The organism is Brucella sp. NBRC 14130 (assembly GCF_040371715.1).
GTDB lineage: Bacteria > Pseudomonadota > Alphaproteobacteria > Rhizobiales > Rhizobiaceae > Brucella > Brucella intermedia.
In genome coordinates this window covers 62133-85586 of sequence record NZ_BAABTE010000005.1, presented here as the reverse complement: position 1 = coordinate 85586, position 23454 = coordinate 62133, and the positions used below count along the sequence as shown (strand labels likewise).

Below are 23454 nucleotides of genomic sequence, written 5' to 3'. Positions count from 1 at the left end.
AGAGCCGCCCATTCGAAAAATGGGCGGCTGGGCGGTCACGCTGCTTGGGAAAGCGTATTGTTTACAGGTTCTCTGTGAAGAGAGGACGCGAGGATAATCCCCTCAGGCCAGCGGCTGAATCCGCTTGCCACGTTGATGTGACCGGCATGACCAAGATCGACAAACCCCGATCCCCACACATGCGAAAGCGCTTCAGCCTTGGCAAAGCTCATATATTCATCGTTACGACTTGCCACGACGATGGAAGGAAAACCCAGTTCATGGCGGGGCAGCGGGGCAAAGCTCTGGAAGCGGCTATCCTTGCGGGCCATGGTCTCGGCGTCGGCCGGTGCAACGAGAAGTGCACCCGCCACATGAGCGGCCGATGGGCGGCTCGCCAGATGTGCGACGAGCGCACAGCCCAAACTATGGGCAACCAGAACTGCGCCGGGATTTTCAGCCAGCTTGGCTTCGAGCGCGTGCATCCAGTCGGATAGAACGGGATAGTGCCAGTCGTCCTGTTCGACGAGCAATGCTGACGGATCGTCATGCAACCATTGGCGCTGCCAGTGGCCTGCTTCCGATCCCTTGTAACCGGGGATGATCAATGTCGCAGGCATGCGTTTTTTCCTCTTGGATAAAGCCTTGGGAGGGCGTTCAATTTCGCAATGTCGATGCTTCGCGAAACTGGTTCCAAGATAGGCGGCGTCAGCCGCTATTTTAAGGAAGATAAATTCAAATAAGGGCGGAGTTTGTGAAAAATATACTCCACCCTTGGTCCGCTCCTATTTCTGCTGTTTTTCGTTCCAGCGCAGCAGAAATTGGGACTTTTCGAAAACCAGCACCACCACGAGCGACATTGCGAACGGAATAAGCAGGTAGAGCAGGCGGAAGACGATCAGGGCGGCGAGGACATCGGCCTGATCCATGTCCGGCAGACCTGTGAGGAAAACGAGCTCCAGGACACCGAGACCACCGGGAGCGTGCGATATCAGGGCTGCCGAAAACGAGACCAGAAAAATGCCGAGAATAATGAGAAATCCGGGATTGCCGGCTTCGGGCAGGGCAAAATAGATGATGCCGGCGGCGCCGATCAGTTCCAGAGGAGCGACGATGAGCTGCTGCACAACCACCGACATGCGCGGATATTCCAGACGGAAGCTGCCGATCTTCAGCGGGCGCAGGCCCAACCAGCTGCCGAAGACATAAACCAGCACGAATGCCAGCATCAAAAGCGCAATAACGATAGAGACTGTCGGTGTCAGCTCCTCGTTGAAACGCATCAGAATGTGCGGTTCGAGTAGAAGAACGACGCTGGAAGTTATGATGACGCCAAGAATGAACGTGAAGGAGCAGAAAGCGATGAGAACGGCGATTTCACTGCCGGGCATGCCTTGCGAGGAGTACGCTCGATAGCGCACCACGGCGCCGGAGACGACGGAGGCCCCGATATTGTGCGACAAGGCGTAGGTGGTGAAAGAGCAGAGCGCGATGAACAGCCAGGAGATTTTGCGCTTGAGATGCATGAGCGCGATACGATCATAGCCTGCAAGCGAACTATAGGCGAGAAGCGCGGAGCCAGCCGCAAGAATCCAATGATGGGTGCGGATGGCATAAAAACTGTCCAGAACATCATCCAGCGAGATGCTGCGAAGCTCTCGATAAAGGAGCCAGACCGAAATTCCAACTGCGCAAATGCCTACGACCGGCCAGATGTAATCCTTTGCTTTCATCAACCGGTCACCACGCCTTCATGCTTCATATCGTCCCCTTTTTTGCCCATAATATCGGTTGTTCCGTCCGATATTATCCCCATTATGCCTGTCTGAGGGGCGCCTTCCGAAACGGTGTCGGCGTTTTTCCTCTTGATCTCGGTGCCGATTGCCTTCGCCATGGCGGCTGCAATTTCTTCTTCTCCCAGAATGACAGAATTGGCGCCAAGATCATGCAGATATTGTGCTTCTGCCTTCGAGCAGGCGCGCACGACGATGTTGATTTCCGGGTTGGCAGCTCGAGCCAGCGCTGTCACCCGACCAGCCTCAAAGGCGTTGGGTATCGCGATGACCAGATTTCGAGCAGCTGACGGATTGGCGGCCTCCAATATTTCCGAATCGGAGGCATTGCCGGTAATCGCCTCAATGGCTTTATCCTTCAAAGATGCGCTGACTTTCGGCGAATCTTCAATCACGAGGAAAGGCGAAGTTTGCGCCTGCAATCCTTCTGCGATCCCCGCACCGATTTGGCCATAGCCAACGACAATCGTGTGTCCGGCCAGTAATGTTTGCGGTAAAGGCTCGGGCTCGGAAATGCTGGGTTCGACATCGCTGTTGTCACCAGCTGTAATTTCGCCCTTGCTCCGCTTCTCGATCCATGGCCGCATCCGCTCTGCCACGATGAACATGACCGGATTGAGGAAAATCGAGAGGATTGCGCCAGCGAGAATGAGGTCGCGCCCCGCCGGAGGGAGTAGATTGAGGCTGACGCCCAACCCAGCAAGAATGAAGGAGAACTCACCGATTTGCGCAAGGCTTGCGGAAATGGTGAGCGCCGTGCTGACCGGGCGACGGAAAGCGCGCACGATGAAGAACGCCGCAACCGATTTTCCGACGAGAATGATGGCGAGTGTTCCCAGTAGCGGGAGCGGATCGCGAACAAGGCTCATGGGATCGAACAGCATCCCGACGGAAATGAAGAACAGCACCGCGAAAGCGTCGCGCAAGGGGAGGGATTCTTCCGCTGCCCGATGGCTGAGCTCGGATTCGCTCATCACCATTCCGGCGAAGAACGCGCCCAACGCGAAGGAAACGCCAAACAGATGGGCCGCGCCGAAGGCAACGCCCAGTGCTATGGCGAGCACACCGAGACGAAACAATTCACGTGAGCCGGTCTGGGCCACGACGTTGAGAAGCCACGGTATGACCTTGCGCCCGACTATGAGCATCAGCGCAACGAAGACAATGACCTTGGCAATGGTGAGAAGAATGATGCCGCCTATGCCGAGGCCAAGCCATGAAACAATGGGATCGCTTGCTGCCGTGCCTTCAGCGCGGCCGGTGACGCTGGCAATGGCCGGAAGCAATACCAGGGCCATGACCATGGCGAGATCTTCAACGATCAGCCAGCCGACGGCAATGCGCCCACGCTCGGTATCGATCAGGCGGCGCTCCTGCATGGCGCGGAGCAGGACGACTGTACTGGCGGTTGAAAGGGCCAGGCCGAAAACCAGACCCGCCTGAACATCCCAGCCGAGGGCCAGGCCGAGGCCCGTGCCAAGTGCGGCAGCGGCGGCAATCTGCGCAAGCGCGCCGGGCACCGCGATGGCTTTGACGGAAAGAAGATCCTTAAGCGAAAAATGCAAGCCCACACCGAACATCAGCAGGATGACACCGATTTCGGCGAGCTGAAGGATGAGGTCCTGATCTGCGACGAAGCCGGGAGTATGGGGACCGGCAATAACACCGGCAAGGAGATAGCCAACGAGGGGCGAGATTTTCAAACGGGTGGCTATCGCACCGAAGATGAAGGCCAGGCATAACCCGATGACGATTGTCGCAATCAAAGGCGTGTCATGGGGCATCAGGTGCCTTCCCCCTCTGGCTTCTCGGCTTTTTGCATGTGGATGCCGGGCAAGGACTGAGCCCTGCCCGGCGAATGATTTTATTTCTGCGCTGCAGCGCTGTCTTCGATAGCCTGATGGGCTTCCTTCCGGTGCTGCCACCAGTTGCCCAGCAGAAGCAGAATCGGAGCGGCGATGAAGATCGACGACGACGTTGCGATCACGATACCGAACAGCATCGGCACGGCAAAATTATGAACCGCGCTGCCACCCCAGATGGCCATCGGAACCATACACAGGAATGTCGTCACCGATGTATAAATACAGCGCACGAGCACCTGATTGATACTCATGTCGACGATTTCGCGCAGAGGTTTCGATTTATAAAGGCGCATGTTTTCGCGCATGCGGTCATAAACCACGACCTTGTCGTTTACCGAGTAGCCGATGGCGGTCAGAAGCGCTGCGATGGCGGTCAGGTTGAAGTCGAGCTGGAACAGCGCGAAAAAGCCGACCATCTTCGTGGTGTCGAGGACGAGGGTGATGATCGCTCCCATCGCGAAGAACCACTCGAAACGCCACCACAGATAGATGAGCATACCGAGTGCCGAAAGGACAACGGCGATGAAGCCGGAACGAGCCAATTCGCCCGAAACCTTCGGACCGACGACTTCCGTCCGTTCGATCTTCACGCCCGGATCAAGCTCGGTTACGGCCTGGCGCATCTTGTTGACGGCGGCCGTCTGCGCTTCTTCGCCACCATCCTGACGCTGCACACGGATCAGTACATCATTCGGACTGCCTGCAGACTGCAGTGCTACTTCACCAAGGCCAAGCGCCCCAAGCTTTTCGCGCAATTGTGCCAGATCGGCAGGTTGTGACGTGACGATTTCCGCCTGGATACCGCCCTTGAAATCGATGCCGTAATTCAGACCCGGCTTGAAGAACAGACCAATCGAAAGGATGGACAGGACGATCGAGACGCCGATGCCGACGAAACGGGCGTTCATGAAGCTGATGTTCGTCTTTTCGGGAACGAATTTCAGGAATGGCTCGATGACGAGCACCTTCAGCTTACGCTTGCGCACGTACCAGGCCATGACCATGCGCACCAGCGTCACATCCGTAAACATGGAGATCGCGATACCGAGCATCATAGTGATGGCAAAGCCGCGAACCGGACCTGTGCCGAACGTGAAGAGCAGCAAGGTCGAGATCAGGGACGTAACGTTCGCATCCACGATGGTGGAGAAAGCGCTGTGGAAGCCCTTGTCCAGCGCCGCCATGGCTCCGAGGCCCCGGCGCGTTTCTTCACGAATACGTTCGTTGATGAGAATATTGGCGTCGACCGCGATCCCAATACCGAGAATGATACCGGCAATACCGGGCAATGTCAGAGTTGCCCCGATAAGGCTCAGTGCAGAGAAGGTGAGCAAGGTGTGGAGCAGCAGCGCCACGTTCGCAATGGTACCCCAGACGCCATAAAGCAGCTGGATGAAGACCGCGACAAGCACAAAGCCGACGATACCGGTGATCAGGCCCATCTTGATAGCGTCGCCGCCAAGATCCGGACCAACGGTACGTTCTTCGATAACGGTAAGCGGAGCGGGCAGGGCGCCGGCGCGAAGGAGCGCGGAAAGGACGACCGTGTCCTGGACTGTGAAGCTGCCGGAAATCTGGCCCGAACCGCCGGTGATCGGTTCGCGGATGACCGGTGCGCTCAGCACCTTGCCATCGAGCACGATTGCGAACGGACGATTGACGTTCTTGGTCGTAATGTCCGCGAACTGGCGGGCCCCAAGGCTGTCGAAACGGAAGGAGACGATCGGTTCATTGGTGCGCTGGTCGAACCCTGCACGCGCGTCAGTGAGACGCTCGCCGGAAAGGGCGATCTGATCCTCGATCGGGAACTTGATGTTCGGGTTCTTGGAATCCGGCATGATCGTTACGCCCGGAGGCGGCGGATCGTTCGGATTGGCATCGGCAACCATGTGGAAGCTCATTTTCGCCGTGCTTCCGAGAAGCTGGCGAAGCTGTGCCGGGTCCTGAAGACCTGGAAGCTGAACGACGATGCGATCCGAACCCACACGCTGGATGGAAGGCTCGGCAACGCCGACCTGGTCAACGCGCTGACGGATGATTTCGAGGCTCTGCTGGAGAGCGGCGTCGAGACGGTAGTTGAAGCCCGCCTCGGTCAGGGTCAGGCGCACCTGGTTGTCGGTCGAGGCGACATCGATGTCGTTGATCGCAGTGCCGAAACCGCTGGTGTTGACCTGCGAGATCAAGGTGCGCAGTGCAGTTTCCGCCCTGGAACGCTGATCGGCATCAGGAATGGTGACGACAACGGCGTCGCCAACTGCGCGGATAGACTGCGGCTGGATACGCTCGGCGCGCAGCTTGCTGCGGGCATCGTCGAGCAGGGTCCGCAGACGGTCCTTTTTCAGACCAGCGGCATCGACTTCAAGCACGAGATAGGAGCCGCCGCGCAGGTCGAGACCGAGCGTGACCTGACGCTTCGGGAACCAGGACGGCATCGCGTCAAGGTGCTTCTGGGTAAAAAAGTTGGGCAAGGCGATGATAACGCCGATCACAACGATCAGGCTATACAGCGCAACCACCCATTTCGAAGTACGCATGGATTAAGGTTCCGGTTGGTGCGCCCCAATTGCCACTTACTGAGTGGCGGTGCGGGCTTTGTTTATTACGGGCGTTAGGATTGGTAAGGGCCAATCATCAAGAATGGCGTATTATGCGCTTTTCGGAGGCGCACGGGCAGAGCCAAAATGTCTCTGCAAGACCGCGAGACGCGGGAAATTCTGCGCCGCTTCGGCTGATTTCGTCTCTGGCAGTATCACGCCTGCCGAAGCAACGAGCAGGGCCGCCCCGGTGCCATCGAGATAAGCTGTCTTGATTTTGGCCGCTATGGCTTCGATCAGGATTGCCCGCATGGGCTGGGGTGAAGGAGTGGACTGCTGGCGAACAGGTGTCGCCGGACTGCCTTCGACCTGTCTTGCTACAATCCCCCCGGCATGGCTGCGGGCTGCATCCTCATCAATGGACGAAAAATTGACGGCAAAGAGAAAAGCGGTAAAAGACAGAACGCAGGTCACGAACAGCATGAAGCCATGCCGTTTGTGCTGTTCCGTGTTTGTTATGCCCTTCATCAATTCGCCAAGACTTTCTCTAGAGTCTATCCGTGGAGTCGAGCCAGCTTTTCACACTCATTGCGAATCCTCATTAATCATTTGTGTTCGCGGGAACAAGGAAATACTGGCATCACGGCTTGTCTTATACGGTATCTGTCCGCTTCCTACGCGCGATGAAATCTTGTAAACAGCCACGCCTTGCATCCGTTTTAGGGCGCTTTATGTTGAAACCATGTCTTGTTTAACGGCAGAATTGAATTGGCATATTCATCGACGTTTCGTGTTCTTGCATTTTCTCTTCTGATCGGCGTCCTGTCGCCGGGGAGCCTTGCGCCCGCCATCGCGCAGGACAATAAGCAGCCGACACCGGCCGCGACGCAAGCCTCACCAGTTGCGGCTCCCCAGAGCAATACAGCCCAGCAAGCGCCTGCTGCCACTGATCAGCCCACGCCGGTTTCCAATATCGTTAAGCAGCAAAGGCCCGTTATCGACGATCTGCAGCAGCAGACGAAACGGATCAGCGATCAGCTTCCGAAAGCGGCTTCAAACGATGAAACGCTCGCCAACCTCAAGCTCCAGTTGGATTCTCTTTCAAAGAAGCTTCTTGATGCCGGTGTTTCATTCCGTCCGCGTCTAAGCGAAATCAACACGCGGCTGGAACAGCTGGGGCCAGCGCCGTCGAGCGATCAGCCGCCTGAACCGGCCATCGTCAGCGAAGAACGTGCCCGGCTGACCTCCGAAAAGGCGGAAATCAATGCGATTGTCGGCGAGACGGAGGATACGTCGCTTTCCGTCAACCAGATGTCCGCAAAAATCGGGGATATGCGCCGAGATCTTTTTGCAAGGACGCTTTCCCAGCGCGTGAACATCGACACGACGCTGGGGACTGAGGTTGCATCGGCGGCGAGCTCTCAAATGGTATCGCTCTGGCGCATCGTCCAGTCATGGTGGCGCTTTGTAAGCACGTTCAAGCTCAATTCGTTTCTCGCCGCCGCCTTTTTTGCGTTCGTAGCCGCGTTGGTCATCCAGCTGGGTGCGCGACGCGTTCTGGGAACGCTGTACCAGCGTGATCCAACGGTGGAGTCGCCCTCCTATCTGAGCCGACTGTCGGTGGCCTTCTGGTCCACGGTAATACCATCGGCGGCTGTCGGTGTATTCTTGGCGACCACGTACTTTTTTCTGAATTACTTCAACGTCTTGAGAACGGACATTGCGTCTCTTCTCCAGTCGCTTTTTCTGGTGCTCGGGCTGGTTTTCTTCATCCACAGGCTGGCATCCGCCTGCATCAGCTCTGATATGCCGCAATGGCGGCTGGTTCCGGTCGCGCCGCGTCCGGGACGAGTTCTGGGCTGGCTGATAACGGGAACGGCGCTGACAAGCGGGCTCGATTCCTTCTTCGGAACGGTCAATCAGATACTTTCATCACCGCTGTCGCTGACGATGGCGAAAAGCCTGCTCGCTACCGTAATGGTCGGTGTTCTTATTCTGGCGATTGCTTTCCTGAAGCCCGTTGAGCGCGAAAAGGATGGCATTGTCCGGTCGTGGCCGCGTGCCTTCAGAACGTTCCTCATCATATTGGGGCTTTTGCCTATTCTGACTGCGGTCTTCGGCTATATAGGCATGGCGCGCTTCATATCGCAGCAGATCGTGGTGACCGGCGCATTCCTTGTGACCATGTATATGGGTTTCCTGACCGGGCGTGCGATTTCCGAGGAGCAGGCTTTTGCATCCAGCCAGATCGGCAGGGCAATGCGGGAGCGCTTTCATTTCGATGACGCGACGCTGGATCAGCTTGGCCTCGCAGCAGGCATCCTGATCAATCTCGTCGTGGCGCTGATCGGTATTCCGCTTGTTCTGATGCAGCTGGGCTTCCAGTGGGCGGAACTGAAAAGCACATTCTATCAGCTGATGACCGGCTTCCAGATCGGCAATATGTCAATCTCGCTGATGGGGCTGCTGTCAGGCGTGCTGCTGTTTGTGATCGGTTATCTGCTGACGCGATGGTTCCAGAACTGGCTCGACAACAGTGTCATGGCGCGCGGGCGCGTCGATTCCGGCGTACGCAATTCGATCCGCACGGTCATAGGGTATGTCGGTCTCTGTCTGGCGGCCTTGATGGGGATATCGGCAGCCGGGTTCAACATGTCGAATCTCGCTCTTATTGCCGGTGGTCTTTCACTCGGTATCGGTTTTGGCCTGCAGAATATCGTTCAGAACTTTGTTTCAGGTCTCATCCTGCTCGCCGAGCGTCCCTTCAAGGTAGGCGACTGGGTGGAGGCCGGCACGGTCAGTGGTATCGTCAAGAAGATCAGCGTGCGCGCGACGGAAGTCGAAACTTTCCAGAAGCAGTCGATCATCGTGCCCAATTCGACGCTTATCAATGGTAACGTTGGCAACTGGACTCATCGCAACAAGCTTGGACGCATCGATATCAACGTGCAGGCCTCCTATACTGCGGAACCGCGCCGGGTTCATGCATTGCTGCTGGAAATCGTTCGTGGCCATCCATCAATCTTGAAGAATCCGGAGCCTTTCGTCGCTTTTCAAAGCATGAACGATTCACTGATGGTTTTTGATATCTATGCTCATGTAGCCGATATTACATCGACCGGCGGCATCAAGAATGAGCTGCGTTTCCAGATCGTCGAGCGTTTCCATGAAGAAGGACTGCATCTGTCCTCATCCTCGACCGATCTCATCCTCAGCGTGCCGGAAATCGAAAAACTTTCCGGGTTAATGCAGCAGGAAAGAGAGAATTCGTCTGCGGTCAGGACAAAAAAGGCAAGTGCGGAAAAGCCGGAAGCCAAGGACAAGGACGATGATCGCGCTTGATGAACATTACGTTCAGTTGCAGTTCAGTTTTGTCCGCTTATAAAGGGCTGTCTCAGGGCAATAGGGCTCACGCGACACAGGATATATCGCAGCGGGAGCGATAGAAAGGTCGGGACGATATGAACACAAATCAGCTCAACAGTTTGGGCAAACTTGTTCTTGGTGCAGCAATTGGTTTTGCGGTCTCGACTGGCGGCGCCTACGCTGCCCAGATATCCAATAATGATAGCGGCCCTCAGACGGTTGTGGTTACGGAAGGCGCTTCCAAGCGCGAAATGATCGTCGCGCCGGGTGAGACGGTGGATTTCTGCGCTTCAGGTTGTTTTGTGACCTTTCCCAATGGGGATCGTGAAGCATTGACCGGTGATGAAAAGATCACGATCAGCGGTGGCAAGGCAACATTGAAATAACACTTCCTCCGGTAATAAAAAAGCCGAGGCGACACCCTCGGCTTTTTTTATAAAAAGTGTTCAGCTTCGAGGCTTCAAGTTTTCCGGATCGTAGAGCGGTTTATAACCGATAGAGCGTACTTCGACCGGATAAGTCTCACCGAAATATTCCACGCTCAGTTTGCGGCCTTCCTGGCAATAAGCCCAGGGCAGATAAGCAAGAGCAATATTCTTGCCGATGGTCGGGCCATAAGCGACGGATGTGGTGAAAGACCGGCGGCCCAATTCGTCGACAAGCGTTTCTCCCGTTTCAGGGTCCTGTACTGGCATGATGCCGACCGGATAACGGGCCACGCCGTTCTTATCGAGATTGTCAGTCATTACCAGCGTGCAAAGCATGGCCGGTTGGTGCTCGCGGGCGCGATATTCCAGATACTTTGCCTTGCCACGGAAGTCAGCTTCCTTGACCTTAGGACGGGCAAGATCTGCTTCCAGAAGATTGTATTCGGTCAGCAGATCGGCATTTTGCAGGCGCAGGCTCTTTTCCATGCGCCGCGTGTTGGCGTAGGTCTCGACACCGACCGCAATCACGCCGGTGGAGCGAAGCGCATCCCAGACGGCGAGGCCGTCTTCATAACGCATATGCAGTTCCCAACCCTGCTCGCCGACATAGGAGATACGGAAGGCGGTAACGTCTTTGCCTGCAATCCTGATAGGCTTGATGGCAGCGAACGGGAAGTTTTCCGCATCAAGGCCTTCCGGGTTCTCAACCACCTTTTTCAGGTTTTCACGTGCATTCGGACCCCAGATGCCGATGGTGACGTATTTTTCGGTCACATCGGTGATGGTGACGTCAAAGCCCTTATCTTCGGCTACGCGGCGCATATAGTGGAAGTCACGAGGCCCGGCATCGGCGCCATTGATCATGCGGATACGATCAGCCATGCGGATTGCTGTGAAGTCGGCGCGCACCATGCCTTCGTCATCGAGGAAGTGGGTATAGATACCCTTGCCGATATTGGCGTCGCCGCCAATCTTGGCAGCACACAGCCACTCCATCAGTTCGACTTGGTCGGGGCCTTCGATATCGTACATGGCGAAGTGGGAGAGATTGATGATGCCGCAGTTTTCGGTGAGTTCGAGATGTTCGGCATTGGAAACGCGCCAGAAATGGCGGTTGTCCCATTCGTTCTCGCGCACGGGAACGCGGTCGCCGTATTTCTCCAGCAGGTGCTCATTGGCGGCGTAGCCATGCGCACGCTCCCATCCGCCCAGTTCCATGAAATAGCCGCCGAGTTCGACCTCACGTTCGTAGAACGGCGAACGGCGGATGTTGCGGCCCTTTGAAAAGGGTTCGCGCGGGTGAACTGCCGGATTATAAACCTTCATCGCGGTTTCCGTGCAGCGGTCCCAGATGAACTTTTCTGTCATCTGATGCGGATAAAAGCGCGAATAGTCGATAGCGTGATGGTCGATGGATGTGCGGCCGTCGGTCATCCAGTCAGCAATGAGCTTACCCATGCCGGGGCCGTCCTTGACCCAGATGGCGACGGCATACCACAGGCCGCGCACCTTCTGGCTTTCGCCCATGGATGGACCGCCATCGGTCGTGACTTGCAGGAAGCCGTTGAAGGAGTGGCTTTCATTATAGCCAAGTTCGCCCAGAATGGGCGTCAGTTCGATTGCACGCTCCAGCGGTTCCAGAATCTGGTCCATTTCAAGGTCGCGCTGCGATGGCGAGAGACGCGCTTCATGCTTTTCCAGAAGGTCACGAGGATGGCACAAGCGCGGGTTCTTTTCTTCGTAATAGCCCCATTCGATCTGTCCGCCTTCGGCGGTCTTTGGATCGCCCGTATCGCGCATATAGGCCGAGTTGCCCTGATCGCGCATGAGCGGCCAGCCGATTTCCTTGCCCGTTCCTTCGAACTCGGTATAGGGACCGAAAAATGTCAGCGGATGATCGATCGGCATGACAGGCAGGTCTTCGCCAACCATTTCGGCAATCAGGCGGCCCCAAAGTCCCGCACAGATGATGACATAATCGGCCTCGATGCTGCCACGATGCGTGACGACGCCCTTGATGCGACCGTTTTCCACGATCAGCGACTGTGCAGGCGTGTTGGCGAAACTCTGCAGCTTGCCTGCGGCCTCCGCCTGATCGATCAGCTTGCCGGCAACGGTCTGCGAGCGCGGGATAACCAGGCCGGCATCCGGGTCCCACAGGCCGCCTTGAACGAGGCTCTCCTCGATGAGAGGGAACTTTTCCTTTATCTCCGCCGGTTCCATCAACCGCGCGCGGGTGCCGAAGGCCTTGCCCGATGCAACCTTGCGCTTGATTTCGTCCATGCGGGCATCGTCGCCCACGCGCGCCACTTCGATACCGCCGACGCGGGCGTAATGCCCCATCTTTTCGTAGAAATCGATGGAATAGAGCGTCGTCCAGCAGGAAAGGAAGTCGTGGCTCGTCGCATAGCAGAAGTCTGACGCATGGGCTGTCGAGCCGATGTCGGTCGGAATGCCGGATTTATCGATGCCGACGATATCATCCCAGCCGCGCTCGATCAGATGATGTGCAACCGAGGCCCCGACGATACCGCCCAGCCCGACAATCACAACTTTCGCCTTCTTAGGAAACTCTGCCATTTTATGCGACCCTAGTTGGTATTTTTACAAAACCATAGTCGTTGGCTGGCCGCGACATTTGCCTTTATACGACATATTCGCAGCGCCAGACGACTGCATGGCAGCTTCTGGAAATCGCCGAATGGCCGAAAGATGCTGTTCTGTTCGCGACGTGCTAGCCCATCCGAGGGGGCACACAGCACGCCTTACGTAAGTGATTCCGAAAAGAACTGTATGGTTTTGATTTTCTTTCGAAAGCCGGAAGGGCCGAGCCCTCCCGTTCAAGAGCCCGCACCGTTCCCGTTCGATATCGTGCTCAGGCAGCGATGAGCATTTTGCGCTCAGCACGTTCCTGTTGGGGCGAGCGCCCATATAGTTCCCGGTAGCATTTGGAAAAATGCGACGCGGATACGAAACCGCAGGCAACTGCAACCTCAACGACCGGCATGGACGACTGCAGCAACAGGTGCCGTGCCCGATCTAGCCGGATTTCGAGGTAATAGCGCGCCGGAGATCGGCCCATTTCCTGGCGGAAAAGTCGTTCAACCTGCCGGCGGGACAGGCCTATCGTATGGGCGACATTGATCAGCGCCTGCGGTTCCGAAAGGTTGGCTTCCATCATCTCGATAATGGTCAGTACCTTCGAATTTTGAATGCCGAGGCGGGCGCGCAGTGGCAGGCGCTGGCGATCCTGTGGGCTGCGAACACGATCGGTCAGGGCCTGCTCGCAAATCTTGTTGACCAGGTTCGCGTCGAAATCGTCGCCAATCAGTTTCAGCATCATATCGAGAGAAGCTGTTCCGCCGGCGCAGGTGTAGAGGTTGCTATCCACCTCAAAAAGATCGGCATATACCTCGGCCTTGGGGAAAGCCTCCGAAAAACCCGGAAGATTTTCCCAGTGAATTGCGCAGCGTTTTCCGGATAGAAGTCCGGCTGCCGCCAGTATGTGGGCGCCAGTACAAAGCCCGCCGACGGCAACACCGCGATTATACTCCTCGCGCAGCCACGCAAAGACTGATTTGTTCCTGAATTCTTCTACGTAGACGCCTGAACAGACGAACACCATCGATGGACGCTGTTCGCGCTGTAAAAAGCGCCGCTCGTCTTCCAGCGATGCGTTGACAGCGCATTCCACGCCATTGGAGGCCGTCACCGGCTTTCCGTCGACAGATGTCAGCCGCCAACGATAGGCGTCATAGCCCAGCATTCGATTTGCAATGCGCAATGGCTCGATGGCCGTTGCGAAAGCAATCATCGAAAAATTTGGAACAAGAAAAAAGACAATAGACCGCTTAACCGATGAAGCCTGGATCATGCCCGATCGTTCCCATTCTCGAAGGCTTTGGCCGCGGTTCCCGACGCAGCTGAGGCCTTGTGTCTCCGTCACGACTCCGGGTCATTTTGGGCCCGGTTTCTATCCGGTCGCTTTCAGACCGGCGATCCTGTCGCGCATACCCGGATTCACAGGGGGCAGGTGATGACGCAAACAAGATAGTGTTCTATTGAGACACAGAACGGGTAGGTTGCAAAGTGCGGCTAAATGCCTGCCGCGAAAAGGTATTTCAATGTCGGGAAATTGAGGGCGGGCCGCATGGTCGCCCTCAATCGATTTCAGTTTTTGCGCCGGATTTCGGCCGGATTTCGCGGGGTGCCGGCCAGCCGATCATCCACGTTGGGCCAGCCAATATCGTGCAGTATGTGTTCAGGCAATGATTCCAGTACCCGGCGGCTGCGCTTCACGCGTCCCTCATAAGCCCAGATTTGCAGCTGCTGCCGCATTCTGGAGTGAAGTTCCAGAAGCCATGACGGCGCATTTGTGACGGTCCAAGTTGGCAGGAAGCGAACTGTCGCCGCCTTGCCATGGGAAGCGGTTTGGCATTGAACGGTCATTTTCTCTCTCCTCGTTCAGAAAGTCCGGTTGATGCGTTCGCTGCAGCTCGCCTTGTTGATGCTCTGAATATGTATTCCGCTTGACGTTCAATCAAACGAAATATAGAAAGGCTTAAGATCAGAAAATTTGAACAAAGTGCTAGAAACGGAGTCCGTCATGACAGCGCCCGTTCAACATCCTCTTCCGATGCTCGATATTGATGTGTTGCGCACATTTGTGGCGATTGCCGATACCGGAAGCTTTTCTTCAGCGGCGAACGCGGTGTTCCGCACGCCGTCTGCTGTTTCGATGCAGATCAAGAAACTGGAAGAACAGCTGGAGGTAGCGGTTTTCGACCGTGACGCGCGTTCGGTCACGTTGACCAGCGATGGTGAGATTCTGCTCGGCTATGCGCGGCGTCTTCTGGCTCTCAATCGCGAAGCGGTGTCGAAATTCGTTGCGCCCACGGTGACCGGCGTGGTCCGGCTGGGCTCGCCGGACGATATTGGCGAATGTGTCCTGCCTCTCGTGTTGAAGCGTTTTTCTGAAAGCCATCCGGGGGTAACGGTCGATGTGGTGATCGACCAAAGCAGCAACCTGCGCAAGCGGCTGGATGAGCGCCGACTGGATGTGACGCTGATCAATATTTCCCACACGGTGCCCAACAAAGGCGATGTGGAAGTTTTGCTGGACGAGGAACTGGTGTGGGCTGGCGCCAAGTGTGGTACGGCTTATCGCCGGGACCCTTTGCCGCTCTCCATATGGGAAGAGGGCTGCGCCTGGCGGGGCAATGCGCTCGAAGCGCTTGAAAGCAGCGGGCGTCCTTATCGGATCGCTTATATGAGTTCACACTCGACCGGGCAGCGGGCCGCAATCATGGCTGATCTTGCCATCGCGCCTTTCGGTAAAACGCTGTTGAGTGAAGGAATCGTTGCTTTGGGGCCGGAGCACGGCTTGCCTGCTCTCGGTCGCTATCAGCTTGGCATGGTTGTGAAACCGGAAGCCGGTCCGCATATTCAGGTTGTCGCCGACCATTTGCGAAGTGTTTTCGAAGGTTATCGTCGCTCCGGGCGGTTCGAGACCTTCCGTGCTTGCTGATGAAGATCACAGTTTATTGGGATAGGACTAAAGCATTCTCTTGCCAGTGAAAAACGCTGCGCTAGATTTCTTGTGTGACAGCCGAGTGAATCGGCTTCACCGCCAGCTGCCGAGCAGGGGCTTGTATGCGGCGGGAGGCATAACTGGTTTGAATAGGCTTGGAACTTTAGGCGTCTGCTCCTTCAAAAGGGCAGAAACGCGCATCCCATTGGAGAGACTGTCATGAAGCTGACCCGACTTGTCCCATTAGCTATCGTTCTCTGCGCATTTACGCTCGCCTCCTGCGCAAACACGGTTCGAGGCGTTGGCCGCGATGTAAAGAGTACCGCACATGCGGTCCAGGATACCGTAGAATAAAGAACAAATGGCCCGGGAAGACCCGGGCCATTTCGCTACGGCACCAGAAAATAGCTGACCGTCATATGCTTGTCGGGCCGGGTTTTGTATACAACTTCCGTGGTTACGATGCTTTCATGAGGCACGGCTATATTTGCGTTCTGCAACAAGGCGGCAATGCGCTCATTTGGTTCAGCCCCACCAAACCACATCACGAGGACAGGTGGCGTCAAATGCGCTCTGGTATCCGGTGTTTCTGGGTGCACTACTCGTAAGGCAGAATCAAATAATCTGAAATTGCCCGGTATCTGGGCATTGTCCGTCAGGATCGTCTTGAACGGGCCTTTCGCCTGCACTTCCTCATAAAGATGTCGATAGTCGAGTTGGCCGTAAGGCGGCGAGCCGGAGCCGTAGGTCAGATTGTAGCTCAACACCGGCGGAACAATCAGCGCGGCAACAGCGCTGACGACGGCATAGTCGAACAAAGGCCGATCTCCGATCCGATAACGCCCCATAAGGCTCGCCATCAGTGCCGGAGTCAGAAACAGCACTGGCTGCAGCCAGCGGTCTTTCACGTTATTGGCACCGGTCGCCACAACACCCACAAGCACAATAACCAGCCCGACCAAGATGAGGAGACGGAGAAATTTTTCGCCGGTGGTCAGCGGGGTTGCGGGTGCGTTACGTTTCCTCCAGTGAATAAGCGCGATGATGCCAGCAATCGCGATCGCAAGGATTGAGAACAGAAATGCCGCTTCAATGAGGCTTTCGACGCCCATCAGCCTGTCGAAGAGCAGATTGCCGGAAGCGCCGATCTCAAACTTGCTCGCACGCGCCATGACACTCGATTTGTGCGCCAGCATCCAGGTCGCGGTTGGTCCGAAGCAGATCGCGAATGTCAGAACCGTTACGAGACTGAGCCTGGAGAGCAGTATCCGGCGATATTCGGGCATGAGAAGGCCCGTCACAATCAGCATGATCAGGAAAAACGACGCGTTGAACTTGCCGAGAAGTGCCGCAGCCATCGCGACGCCAAGAGCGGCAGCAGATCCCGCGTGACGCGCCCGCATATGCCAGGCAAAAGCCAGAAATGCCCAGCCACAACCGGCGGTACCTGCAACTGAATGCGTCAATGCGCGCTGCGATTCCCATCCAATTTGCGGAATGAGGAACAATCCGAGCATGCTGGCCGACGCAATAATGCGCGAAAAACCAAGCAATTTCATCGCGCCGTAAACGCTCAGGAACAGGCTTGCGAGAAGGCTGAACTTGACGATCTGCAGCGTGAGCATCGAGGTGCCGAGCAATGACGCCGCCAGGTTGGTAATCCATGTATAGAGAGGGGGTTGCGATCCGCCATAGCCCCAGTCCAGATAGCCGATATTCGCCAATTGTTCAGCGTCATCGAGACCGGCACCGTTCGAAACAACAGTGACAAGAACGGCCTGGAACGCAAAATAGCACAGCACGAAAATGACAGCCACGGGCAGGCCGAAGAGCTTCCTGTCTGCGCTGGAAATAGCGGTGGCTGATCGTTGTGCGGTCAAACTCATTGCCCCGAATAAAATATGGCCTGTGCAGGCGCGCCATTGGAGGCACACTGCATTTCACAGGATTATGTCCGGATTTCAATCGGACGGCTCAAAAAGCTTTGTAACAAAGGCGTGTAATTGGGCAATAACGTGGGGGCAAGAGGTCTGGGCTCGAGACCCAACAATTTAATGGAGACCAGCAATGGAAATGATAAAAGCTGCGAGCCTCACACCATGTCCGTCAGATTAACAGTTCCTGAGCCTAGTGCTGATACGGCAGTATTTTCAGGCCAGGAACGGCAAAAACCGCGCTGCCAAAGGTGCACGGTTTTGCCAATTACGCATGGCATCTCCGCCGAACAATACACTGGCGGGATATACTTAGCTCCGGTACGCAGTACCAGATCCGGAGCGTCGAGCCGGTGTGAACCGCCTCTTGCTCCTTTCTAGCTCAACATCGTTACCGTACGGTTATCAGACACTTAAGCAAATCTAAACAATGCAAGTTTTTTGCATGGGGATTTGTTTACCTTGCTCCAGATTTAGCGCGCAGATAATTGATGATGCCTGAAAAGTCTTCGCCGCCGTGGCCCTCACTGTCGAAGAGACGGTAGAGTTCCTGCGCATGCGCTCCGAGCGGCGTTTCAGCGCCAGCGCTTTGAGCGGCTTCCTGAGAGAGCTTGAGGTCTTTCAGCATCAGGGCTGCGGCAAAGCCGGGTTTATAGTCCCGATTGGCAGGCGACGTAGGAACGGGGCCGGGAACAGGACAATAGGTCGTCAGCGACCAGCATTGCCCCGATGAAGTCGAAGCCACGTCGAAGAGGGCCTGATGTGAAAGTCCCAGCTTTTCCGCAAGAACAAAGGCTTCGCTGACACCGATCATCGATATGCCGAGGATCATATTGTTGCATATCTTCGCGGCCTGTCCCGCGCCATTGCCGCCACAATGCACGATCTTTCCGGCCATGGGCTGGAGGATCGGCTCGCCGCGCTTGAACGCTTCGTCGCTTCCGCCAGCCATGAAAGTCAATGTGCCTGCGGAAGCGCCCCCGGTGCCGCCGGAAACCGGCGCATCGATTGAAAGATGTCCGTGGCTCGCGGCCAGTTCATGTGCCTTGCGCGCCGAATCCACATCGATTGTGGAACAGTCGATGAAAAGTGAATCTCTGCGTGCCGTTGGTGCAATGTCTTCATAGACCGCGAGAACATGCTTTCCCGCCGGCAGCATGGTGATCACCACGTCCACGTCAGCAACTGCGTCCTGGGCGCTCGAAGCGACCGAGAGACCGTTTGTCCTTGCTTCATCAAGATGTTGCGGCAAAAGGTCGAAACCGCGCACGGTGTGACCGGCTTTCACGAGGTTTGCGGCCATTGGCCCGCCCATATTGCCAAGGCCGATAAATGCTATTTTGGCCATAATGAACTCCTCCCTTGGCGATTATTAATTCAGTCAGCGCCCGATCATCTGGCGTGCAATGATGACGCGCATGATTTCGTTCGTGCCTTCGAGAATCTGGTGCACGCGCAAATCACGGACAAGCTTTTCGATCCCGTATTCATGAAGATAGCCGTAGCCGCCGAAAAGCTGGAGCGCTTCGTTTGCTACATCAAACCCCGTGTCCGTGACGAAGCGTTTGGCCATCGCGGACCATTTTCCTGCGTCATAGGTTTTACGATCAAGCTTGCTGGCTGCGGTATATAGAAGAAGACGCGAGGCGGAGAGTTCGGTTTCCATGTCGGCCAGACGGAATTGCAGCGCCTGAAACCGGTCAATCGTCTGGCCGAAAGCCTTGCGCTGGCTGCAATATTCCAACGACTTGTCGAGCGCTGACTGTGCTCCACCGAGCGAGCAGGCAGCGATGTTGAGCCGCCCCCCATCAAGCCCTGCCATTGCTATGCGGAAGCCGGTTCCTTCCTCCCCTAGAAGATTTTCAACCGGAACGCGGCAATTATCGAAAATGACGGTTCTCGTCGGCTGCGCATTCCAACCCATCTTGAATTCATTGGCGCCGAAAGAAAGGCCGGGTGCATCTTTTGGCACAACGATGGTGGAAATTCCCTTGGGACCGTCCTCGCCGGTACGCACCATTGTCACATAGATATCTGTTGCGCCAGCACCAGAAATGAACTGCTTGGAGCCGTTGAGAATATAATGGTCACCATCGCGCGTGGCGCGTGTTCTGAGCGCTGCAGCATCCGAACCTGATCCGGGCTCTGTCAGGCAATAGCTCGCAAGCGATTCCATCGACGTGAGCTTCGGCAGAAAGCGTTGCCGCGGTTCTTCGTTTCCGAAAGTGTCGATCATCCATGCGGCCATGTTGTGGATGGAGACGAAGGCCGAGAATGAAGGACATGCGGTTGCCAGCGCTTCGAAAATGAGCACCGCGTCGAGCCGTTTCAACGCCGAGCCACCTACATCTTCACGCACATAAATGCCGCCCATGCCGAGCGGTCCCGTCTCTTGCAATACATCGACGGGGAAATGCTTGTCACGATCCCACTGCAATGCATGCGGCGCGACACGATCACTGGCGAAGGCTCGCGCCATATCCTGAATGGCAAGCTGATCTTCGTTCAGTTCGAACTGATTCTGGTCGGCAGCATCCATGGTTTCCTCCCTGTAGCACCGTACCCCTCCGCCGAACTAGATCATAACCGGGTGAGGCTGCCAACGCTCCATTGGAATAATGTTGCTCACATTTGTAATAAACTGATGCGCATTTTTGCATAGAAGGTGGCCGAACGGCATGCCGTTGCCAGCGCCTCGAGTTTAAGCTACGCACCTTCCATGGCACGCGCAATCATGTTTCAAGGGACGGGTTCGGACGTCGGCAAAAGTGTTCTTGTTGCCGGATTATGCCGCGTTGCACGCAATCGGGGGCTCAAAGTCAGACCGTTCAAGCCGCAGAACATGTCCAACAATGCTGCAGTCAGCGATGATGGCGGAGAAATCGGCAGGGCGCAGTGGCTGCAGGCTCTGGCTTGCGGAGTACCGTCGTCCGTCCATATGAACCCGGTGCTCCTGAAGCCGCAGACCGACATGGGCAGTCAGGTCGTCGTGCAGGGGCAGGTGCGAGGCGAGGCGCGCGGGCGCTATTATCAGGAATTGAAACCGCAGCTCATGGCAGCGGTCATGGAATCATTCGCCCATGTCAGCGAAGGTGCAGACCTTGTGCTGGTGGAGGGGGCAGGATCGCCCGCCGAGATCAATCTGCGTGCTGGTGATATCGCCAATATGGGATTCGCTACGCAGGCCGATGTGCCGGTGGTTCTCGTCGGCGATATAGACAGGGGCGGAGTGATCGCTTCCCTTGTCGGGACGCACACAATTCTTTCCGTACAGGATCGCGCGATGGTTCGCGGGTTCCTGATAAACAAGTTCCGGGGCGATATTTCGCTTTTTGATGACGGGCTGGCCGCGATTACCCGGTTTACCGGCTGGCGTTCATTTGGGGTGGTGCCGTGGCTGAAAGCAGTGTCGCGATTGCCAGCGGAGGACTCAGTCGTTCTTGAACGTGCTGTGGCTGGGCACAAGAAGGCGCTTGTGGTCGCGGTGCCGATGTTGCCGCGCATCGCGAATTTTGATGACCTCGATCCGCTGAAAGCTGAGCCGGATGTGGAAGTGGTCATGGTGCCGCCCGGTTCGAGCATTCCCGGCGAGGCGGGTCTCGTCATTCTGCCCGGAACCAAGTCTACGATAGCTGATCTGATGGCGCTTCGGGACAATGGCTGGGACCGGCAGTTGTCCGCCCATGTGAGACGGGGCGGTCATGTGCTTGGTATCTGTGGTGGATTTCAGATGCTTGGTCGCCACATCAGCGATCCTGCTGGTATCGAAGGGCATGTGCGCGACATCGATGGCCTCGGATTTCTCGATATAGAAACGGTGATGGCGCCTGAAAAAGTGGTCCGCAACGTGCAGGCGACTTCTTGTCTGCACAATGCACCGCTGGAGGGCTACGAAATCCATATCGGTCGCACGACCGGACCGGATATGGCGCGGCCTTTCGCCCGGTTAGCTGAGCATCACGATGGCGCGATATCGCCGGATGGCCGGATCATGGGAACCTATCTCCATGGTGTTTTCAATGCGGACGAATTTCGGCGAAAATTTCTGAAGAGTCTTGGTGTGCGAAGCAGCTCGGTAAATTATCGCGCCGGCGTCGAAGATGCATTGAATGAGCTGGCCGAAGGACTGGAAGAATGTCTCAATATCGACGCTTTGTTTAATTTGAAATGAGATTGCAGATATTCTGCCGCGATTGACGCCGGTGGGGCGAAAGCCTAATGTCAAACCATGCAACAGGTTTTTGTCGGGACGAATCCCGGCGATACCAAAAAGGGAATGCGACGGACGGACCCAATCCGGGCGTCTTTATCGCAGCCGACCCCGCGACTGTAGAGCGGAGAGGGATGAGGCAAGCCGGGCAACCGGTAACCACTGGAGGCAGAAGGACCTCTGGGAAGGTAGCCTTAATCCCCGCGACCCGTGAGCCAGGAGACCTGCCTGTTGCGTGAGGGCATTGAGCCCGCACCCCATGGGAGGTTTTTCCCTGCTGCCTGCACGGAGGTTGTCATGGCTGCACATACTCAGAATTCTGTTTCCAGCACACTCGCAATGCCGCTCGCTGCCCGTCTGGGCACGGCTGTTGTTTCGCTGCTTCTTGGCGCGTTCCTGATTTACGGCGTAGGGCTTGCCCATTCCGATACGCTGCACGATTCGGCACACGATACGCGCCATTCCTATGGTTTTCCCTGCCACTGAGCAGTCGAATAGCTGTCAGAATTGAAGTTGAGCAAAGCTTGATGGTGGATGGCCATCGGCGCGGAATTGCTATGGGGGACAGAAATGTTGATCCGCTATTTGTTGGCGTCGCTCGCCGCCGGTCTTCTGGCCGGGTTGCTGGTTACGCCTGCCATGTATCTGAGAACAGTGCCTTTGATCCTGCAGGCTGAAACTTTCGAAGAAGCTGGTGGTGGCCATAGCCACGGCGAGGTGGAAGCTGCACCGCATGATCATGGCGCTGTTACTGCAGACGCCGAAGAGGAAGGTGCCGAACTGCCGTTCGGACGATTGGGTAACACGATCCTTGCCAATCTTGTTGCGGGGGCTGGCTTTGCCCTGCTGCTTGGCGGCGTGGCGTTGCTGCTCGGACGTCGTATTACCGTGCAGAATGGCATTTATTGGGGCGTTGCAGGCTTCTTCGCGGTGGCATTTCTGCCTGCGTTGGGGCTCTCGCCGGAGTTGCCGGCAATGCCGGCGGCCGATCTGGCAGAGCGGCAGCTATGGTGGATTGCTGCCGTGGTGCTGAGCGGTCTCGGTATATATCTCGTCGTGTTGCGTCAGGAAATTTGGGCGAAAATCCTGGGGCTGGTTCTGATCGTTGCGCCACAGCTCTATGGAGCACCGCATCCGGAAGATATCTCGTCTCCCGTTCCCGCGCTGCTTGCGTCGCAATATGCGGTCGCATCGCTGGCGACCAACTTGTTCATGTGGGCGGTGATTGGCCTCGCGCTCGGCTGGTTCATCCAGCATTATGCATCGTCCGAGATTGAGGGCTGACGAAAATGGCTTCGCCGGGAAAATCGGTTCTGGTCCTTGGCGGAGCCCGTTCGGGCAAGTCGTCCTATGCCGAGAAAATGGCGCAGTCCTCGGGGTTGCAGCCGCTCTATCTTGCAACTGGGCGCGCCTTCGACGACGAAATGGAAAACCGCATTGCCATTCATCGGGACCGACGTGGATCCGACTGGCAGACAGTAGAAGAGCCGCTCGATCTCGTCAGTGCACTCACGCTGCATGTTACCGTTAATCGGTTCGTGCTGGTTGACTGCCTGACCCTGTGGCTGACTAATCTGATGTTGGCCGAGCGCGACATAGCGGCGGAGACGGCAGGACTCGTCGCCATGCTGCCGGACCTCGCGGGACCTGTGGTTTTTGTTTCGAACGAAGTTGGGTTTGGAATCGTGCCTGAAAATCGCATGGCACGGGAATTTCGCGACCACGCAGGCTTTCTGCATCAGGCAGTAGCTGCGGTTGCGGATGAAGTTTATTTGATAGCGGCAGGGTTGCCGCTGAAGATGAAGGGATAAATCA

Annotated in this window: 19 protein-coding genes and 1 riboswitch; of the genes, 8 read left to right on the top strand and 11 right to left on the bottom strand. The window is 56.3% G+C overall.

Annotated features, from left to right (window positions below; genetic code table 11):
- Nucleotides 1-35: 35 nt before the first annotated feature.
- The 5 genes from ABWW28_RS11525 to ABWW28_RS11505 form a co-directional block, all read right to left on the bottom strand.
- Entirely contained in the window at nt 36-599 is a 564-nt protein-coding gene (locus ABWW28_RS11525) for an alpha/beta hydrolase (RefSeq protein WP_021586691.1), read from the bottom strand.
- A 165-nt stretch (nt 600-764) separates the two neighbouring features.
- A complete protein-coding gene (locus ABWW28_RS11520; RefSeq protein ID WP_021586692.1) occupies nt 765-1712 on the bottom strand; it encodes a lysylphosphatidylglycerol synthase domain-containing protein in 948 nt (315 codons plus the stop codon).
- On the bottom strand, nt 1712-3556 hold the full coding sequence (gene ybaL / locus ABWW28_RS11515) for a YbaL family putative K(+) efflux transporter (RefSeq protein WP_021586693.1): 1845 nt from the start codon (nt 3554-3556) through the stop codon (nt 1712-1714). Before ybaL ends, ABWW28_RS11520 begins: the two co-directional genes overlap by 1 nt.
- Before the next feature lie 80 nt (nt 3557-3636).
- On the bottom strand, nt 3637-6171 hold the full coding sequence (gene secD / locus ABWW28_RS11510) for a protein translocase subunit SecD (protein WP_021586694.1): 2535 nt from the start codon (nt 6169-6171) through the stop codon (nt 3637-3639).
- 111 nt (nt 6172-6282) lie between these two features.
- Complete coding sequence (locus tag ABWW28_RS11505; RefSeq protein ID WP_176588176.1) at nt 6283-6699, bottom strand: hypothetical protein; 417 nt, start codon at nt 6697-6699, stop codon at nt 6283-6285.
- A 240-nt stretch (nt 6700-6939) separates the two neighbouring features.
- On the opposite strand from ABWW28_RS11505, the gene ABWW28_RS11500 reads away from it, so the two are divergent.
- Complete coding sequence (locus ABWW28_RS11500) at nt 6940-9513, top strand: mechanosensitive ion channel family protein (RefSeq protein WP_021586696.1); 2574 nt, start codon at nt 6940-6942, stop codon at nt 9511-9513.
- Nucleotides 9514-9632: 119 nt separating this feature from the next.
- Nucleotides 9633-9923: a hypothetical protein gene (locus tag ABWW28_RS11495; RefSeq protein WP_006467123.1), complete on the top strand. Its 291-nt coding sequence runs from the start codon at nt 9633-9635 to the stop codon at nt 9921-9923.
- 60 nt (nt 9924-9983) lie between these two features.
- On the opposite strand, the gene ABWW28_RS11490 is transcribed toward ABWW28_RS11495, so the two are convergent.
- The 3 genes from ABWW28_RS11490 to ABWW28_RS11480 all read right to left on the bottom strand — a co-directional run bounded on the left by ABWW28_RS11490 (nt 9984) and on the right by ABWW28_RS11480 (nt 14414).
- Entirely contained in the window at nt 9984-12545 is a 2562-nt protein-coding gene (locus tag ABWW28_RS11490; RefSeq protein ID WP_031346354.1) for a GcvT family protein, read from the bottom strand.
- Nucleotides 12546-12840: 295 nt separating this feature from the next.
- Nucleotides 12841-13839, bottom strand: coding sequence for a GlxA family transcriptional regulator (locus tag ABWW28_RS11485; RefSeq protein WP_021586008.1), 999 nt, complete (start codon nt 13837-13839; stop codon nt 12841-12843).
- Between the two features lie 296 nt (nt 13840-14135).
- Nucleotides 14136-14414 (bottom strand): hypothetical protein, encoded by a 279-nt coding sequence (locus ABWW28_RS11480; protein WP_021586007.1) that lies wholly within the window; start codon nt 14412-14414, stop codon nt 14136-14138.
- A 157-nt stretch (nt 14415-14571) separates the two neighbouring features.
- Between ABWW28_RS11480 and ABWW28_RS11475 the strand changes: the two genes are divergently transcribed.
- Nucleotides 14572-15492, top strand: a complete 921-nt coding sequence (locus ABWW28_RS11475; protein WP_021586006.1) for a LysR family transcriptional regulator — start codon at nt 14572-14574, stop codon at nt 15490-15492.
- Between the two features lie 222 nt (nt 15493-15714).
- Entirely contained in the window at nt 15715-15849 is a 135-nt protein-coding gene (locus tag ABWW28_RS11470) for an entericidin A/B family lipoprotein (RefSeq protein ID WP_006470280.1), read from the top strand.
- Between the two features lie 35 nt (nt 15850-15884).
- Here the strand turns inward: ABWW28_RS11470 and ABWW28_RS11465 are convergent, their stop codons facing one another.
- From ABWW28_RS11465 to ABWW28_RS11455, 3 genes are all read right to left on the bottom strand, one after another.
- Entirely contained in the window at nt 15885-17381 is a 1497-nt protein-coding gene (locus tag ABWW28_RS11465) for a glycosyltransferase family protein (protein ID WP_031346352.1), read from the bottom strand.
- Between the two features lie 505 nt (nt 17382-17886).
- Nucleotides 17887-18777, bottom strand: a complete 891-nt coding sequence (gene mmsB / locus ABWW28_RS11460; RefSeq protein ID WP_021586004.1) for a 3-hydroxyisobutyrate dehydrogenase — start codon at nt 18775-18777, stop codon at nt 17887-17889.
- Between the two features lie 33 nt (nt 18778-18810).
- Complete coding sequence (locus ABWW28_RS11455; protein WP_021586003.1) at nt 18811-19968, bottom strand: isobutyryl-CoA dehydrogenase; 1158 nt, start codon at nt 19966-19968, stop codon at nt 18811-18813.
- Between the two features lie 180 nt (nt 19969-20148).
- Between ABWW28_RS11455 and ABWW28_RS11450 the strand changes: the two genes are divergently transcribed.
- From ABWW28_RS11450 to cobU, 4 genes are all read left to right on the top strand, one after another.
- Nucleotides 20149-21600, top strand: coding sequence for a cobyric acid synthase (locus ABWW28_RS11450; protein WP_021586002.1), 1452 nt, complete (start codon nt 20149-20151; stop codon nt 21598-21600).
- A gap of 47 nt (nt 21601-21647) precedes the next feature.
- A riboswitch (cobalamin riboswitch) is annotated at nt 21648-21885 on the top strand.
- A gap of 51 nt (nt 21886-21936) precedes the next feature.
- Nucleotides 21937-22125 (top strand): CbtB domain-containing protein, encoded by a 189-nt coding sequence (locus ABWW28_RS11445; protein WP_021586001.1) that lies wholly within the window; start codon nt 21937-21939, stop codon nt 22123-22125.
- 84 nt (nt 22126-22209) lie between these two features.
- Nucleotides 22210-22923 carry a CbtA family protein gene (locus ABWW28_RS11440; protein ID WP_031346351.1) on the top strand — a complete coding sequence of 238 codons (714 nt, stop codon included), beginning with the start codon at nt 22210-22212 and terminating at the stop codon, nt 22921-22923.
- Between the two features lie 5 nt (nt 22924-22928).
- The gene (cobU, locus tag ABWW28_RS11435) at nt 22929-23450 is read left to right on the top strand and encodes a bifunctional adenosylcobinamide kinase/adenosylcobinamide-phosphate guanylyltransferase (RefSeq protein ID WP_021585999.1); all 522 of its coding nucleotides are present in this window, start codon (nt 22929-22931) and stop codon (nt 23448-23450) included.
- The last annotated feature ends 4 nt before the right edge of the window (nt 23451-23454 follow it).

Excerpts from the sequence above, each read along its gene's own strand:
- secD (WP_021586694.1), bottom strand. The coding sequence starts at position 6,171 with ATGCGTACTTCGAAATGGGTGGTTGCGCTGTATAGCCTGATCGTTGTG.
- ABWW28_RS11490 (WP_031346354.1), bottom strand. The coding sequence starts at position 12,545 with ATGGCAGAGTTTCCTAAGAAGGCGAAAGTTGTGATTGTCGGGCTGGGC.
- ABWW28_RS11470 (WP_006470280.1), top strand. The coding sequence starts at position 15,715 with ATGAAGCTGACCCGACTTGTCCCATTAGCTATCGTTCTCTGCGCATTT.
- ABWW28_RS11505 (WP_176588176.1), bottom strand. The coding sequence starts at position 6,699 with ATGAAGGGCATAACAAACACGGAACAGCACAAACGGCATGGCTTCATG.
- ABWW28_RS11450 (WP_021586002.1), top strand. The coding sequence starts at position 20,149 with ATGGCACGCGCAATCATGTTTCAAGGGACGGGTTCGGACGTCGGCAAA.
- cobU (WP_021585999.1), top strand. The coding sequence starts at position 22,929 with ATGGCTTCGCCGGGAAAATCGGTTCTGGTCCTTGGCGGAGCCCGTTCG.
- ABWW28_RS11480 (WP_021586007.1), bottom strand. The coding sequence starts at position 14,414 with ATGACCGTTCAATGCCAAACCGCTTCCCATGGCAAGGCGGCGACAGTT.
- ABWW28_RS11495 (WP_006467123.1), top strand. The coding sequence starts at position 9,633 with ATGAACACAAATCAGCTCAACAGTTTGGGCAAACTTGTTCTTGGTGCA.
- ABWW28_RS11465 (WP_031346352.1), bottom strand. The coding sequence starts at position 17,381 with ATGAGTTTGACCGCACAACGATCAGCCACCGCTATTTCCAGCGCAGAC.
- ABWW28_RS11445 (WP_021586001.1), top strand. The coding sequence starts at position 21,937 with ATGGCTGCACATACTCAGAATTCTGTTTCCAGCACACTCGCAATGCCG.
- ABWW28_RS11455 (WP_021586003.1), bottom strand. The coding sequence starts at position 19,968 with ATGGATGCTGCCGACCAGAATCAGTTCGAACTGAACGAAGATCAGCTT.
- ybaL (WP_021586693.1), bottom strand. The coding sequence starts at position 3,556 with ATGCCCCATGACACGCCTTTGATTGCGACAATCGTCATCGGGTTATGC.
- ABWW28_RS11440 (WP_031346351.1), top strand. The coding sequence starts at position 22,210 with ATGTTGATCCGCTATTTGTTGGCGTCGCTCGCCGCCGGTCTTCTGGCC.
- mmsB (WP_021586004.1), bottom strand. The coding sequence starts at position 18,777 with ATGGCCAAAATAGCATTTATCGGCCTTGGCAATATGGGCGGGCCAATG.
- ABWW28_RS11485 (WP_021586008.1), bottom strand. The coding sequence starts at position 13,839 with ATGATCCAGGCTTCATCGGTTAAGCGGTCTATTGTCTTTTTTCTTGTT.
- ABWW28_RS11525 (WP_021586691.1), bottom strand. The coding sequence starts at position 599 with ATGCCTGCGACATTGATCATCCCCGGTTACAAGGGATCGGAAGCAGGC.
- ABWW28_RS11520 (WP_021586692.1), bottom strand. The coding sequence starts at position 1,712 with ATGAAAGCAAAGGATTACATCTGGCCGGTCGTAGGCATTTGCGCAGTT.
- ABWW28_RS11475 (WP_021586006.1), top strand. The coding sequence starts at position 14,572 with ATGACAGCGCCCGTTCAACATCCTCTTCCGATGCTCGATATTGATGTG.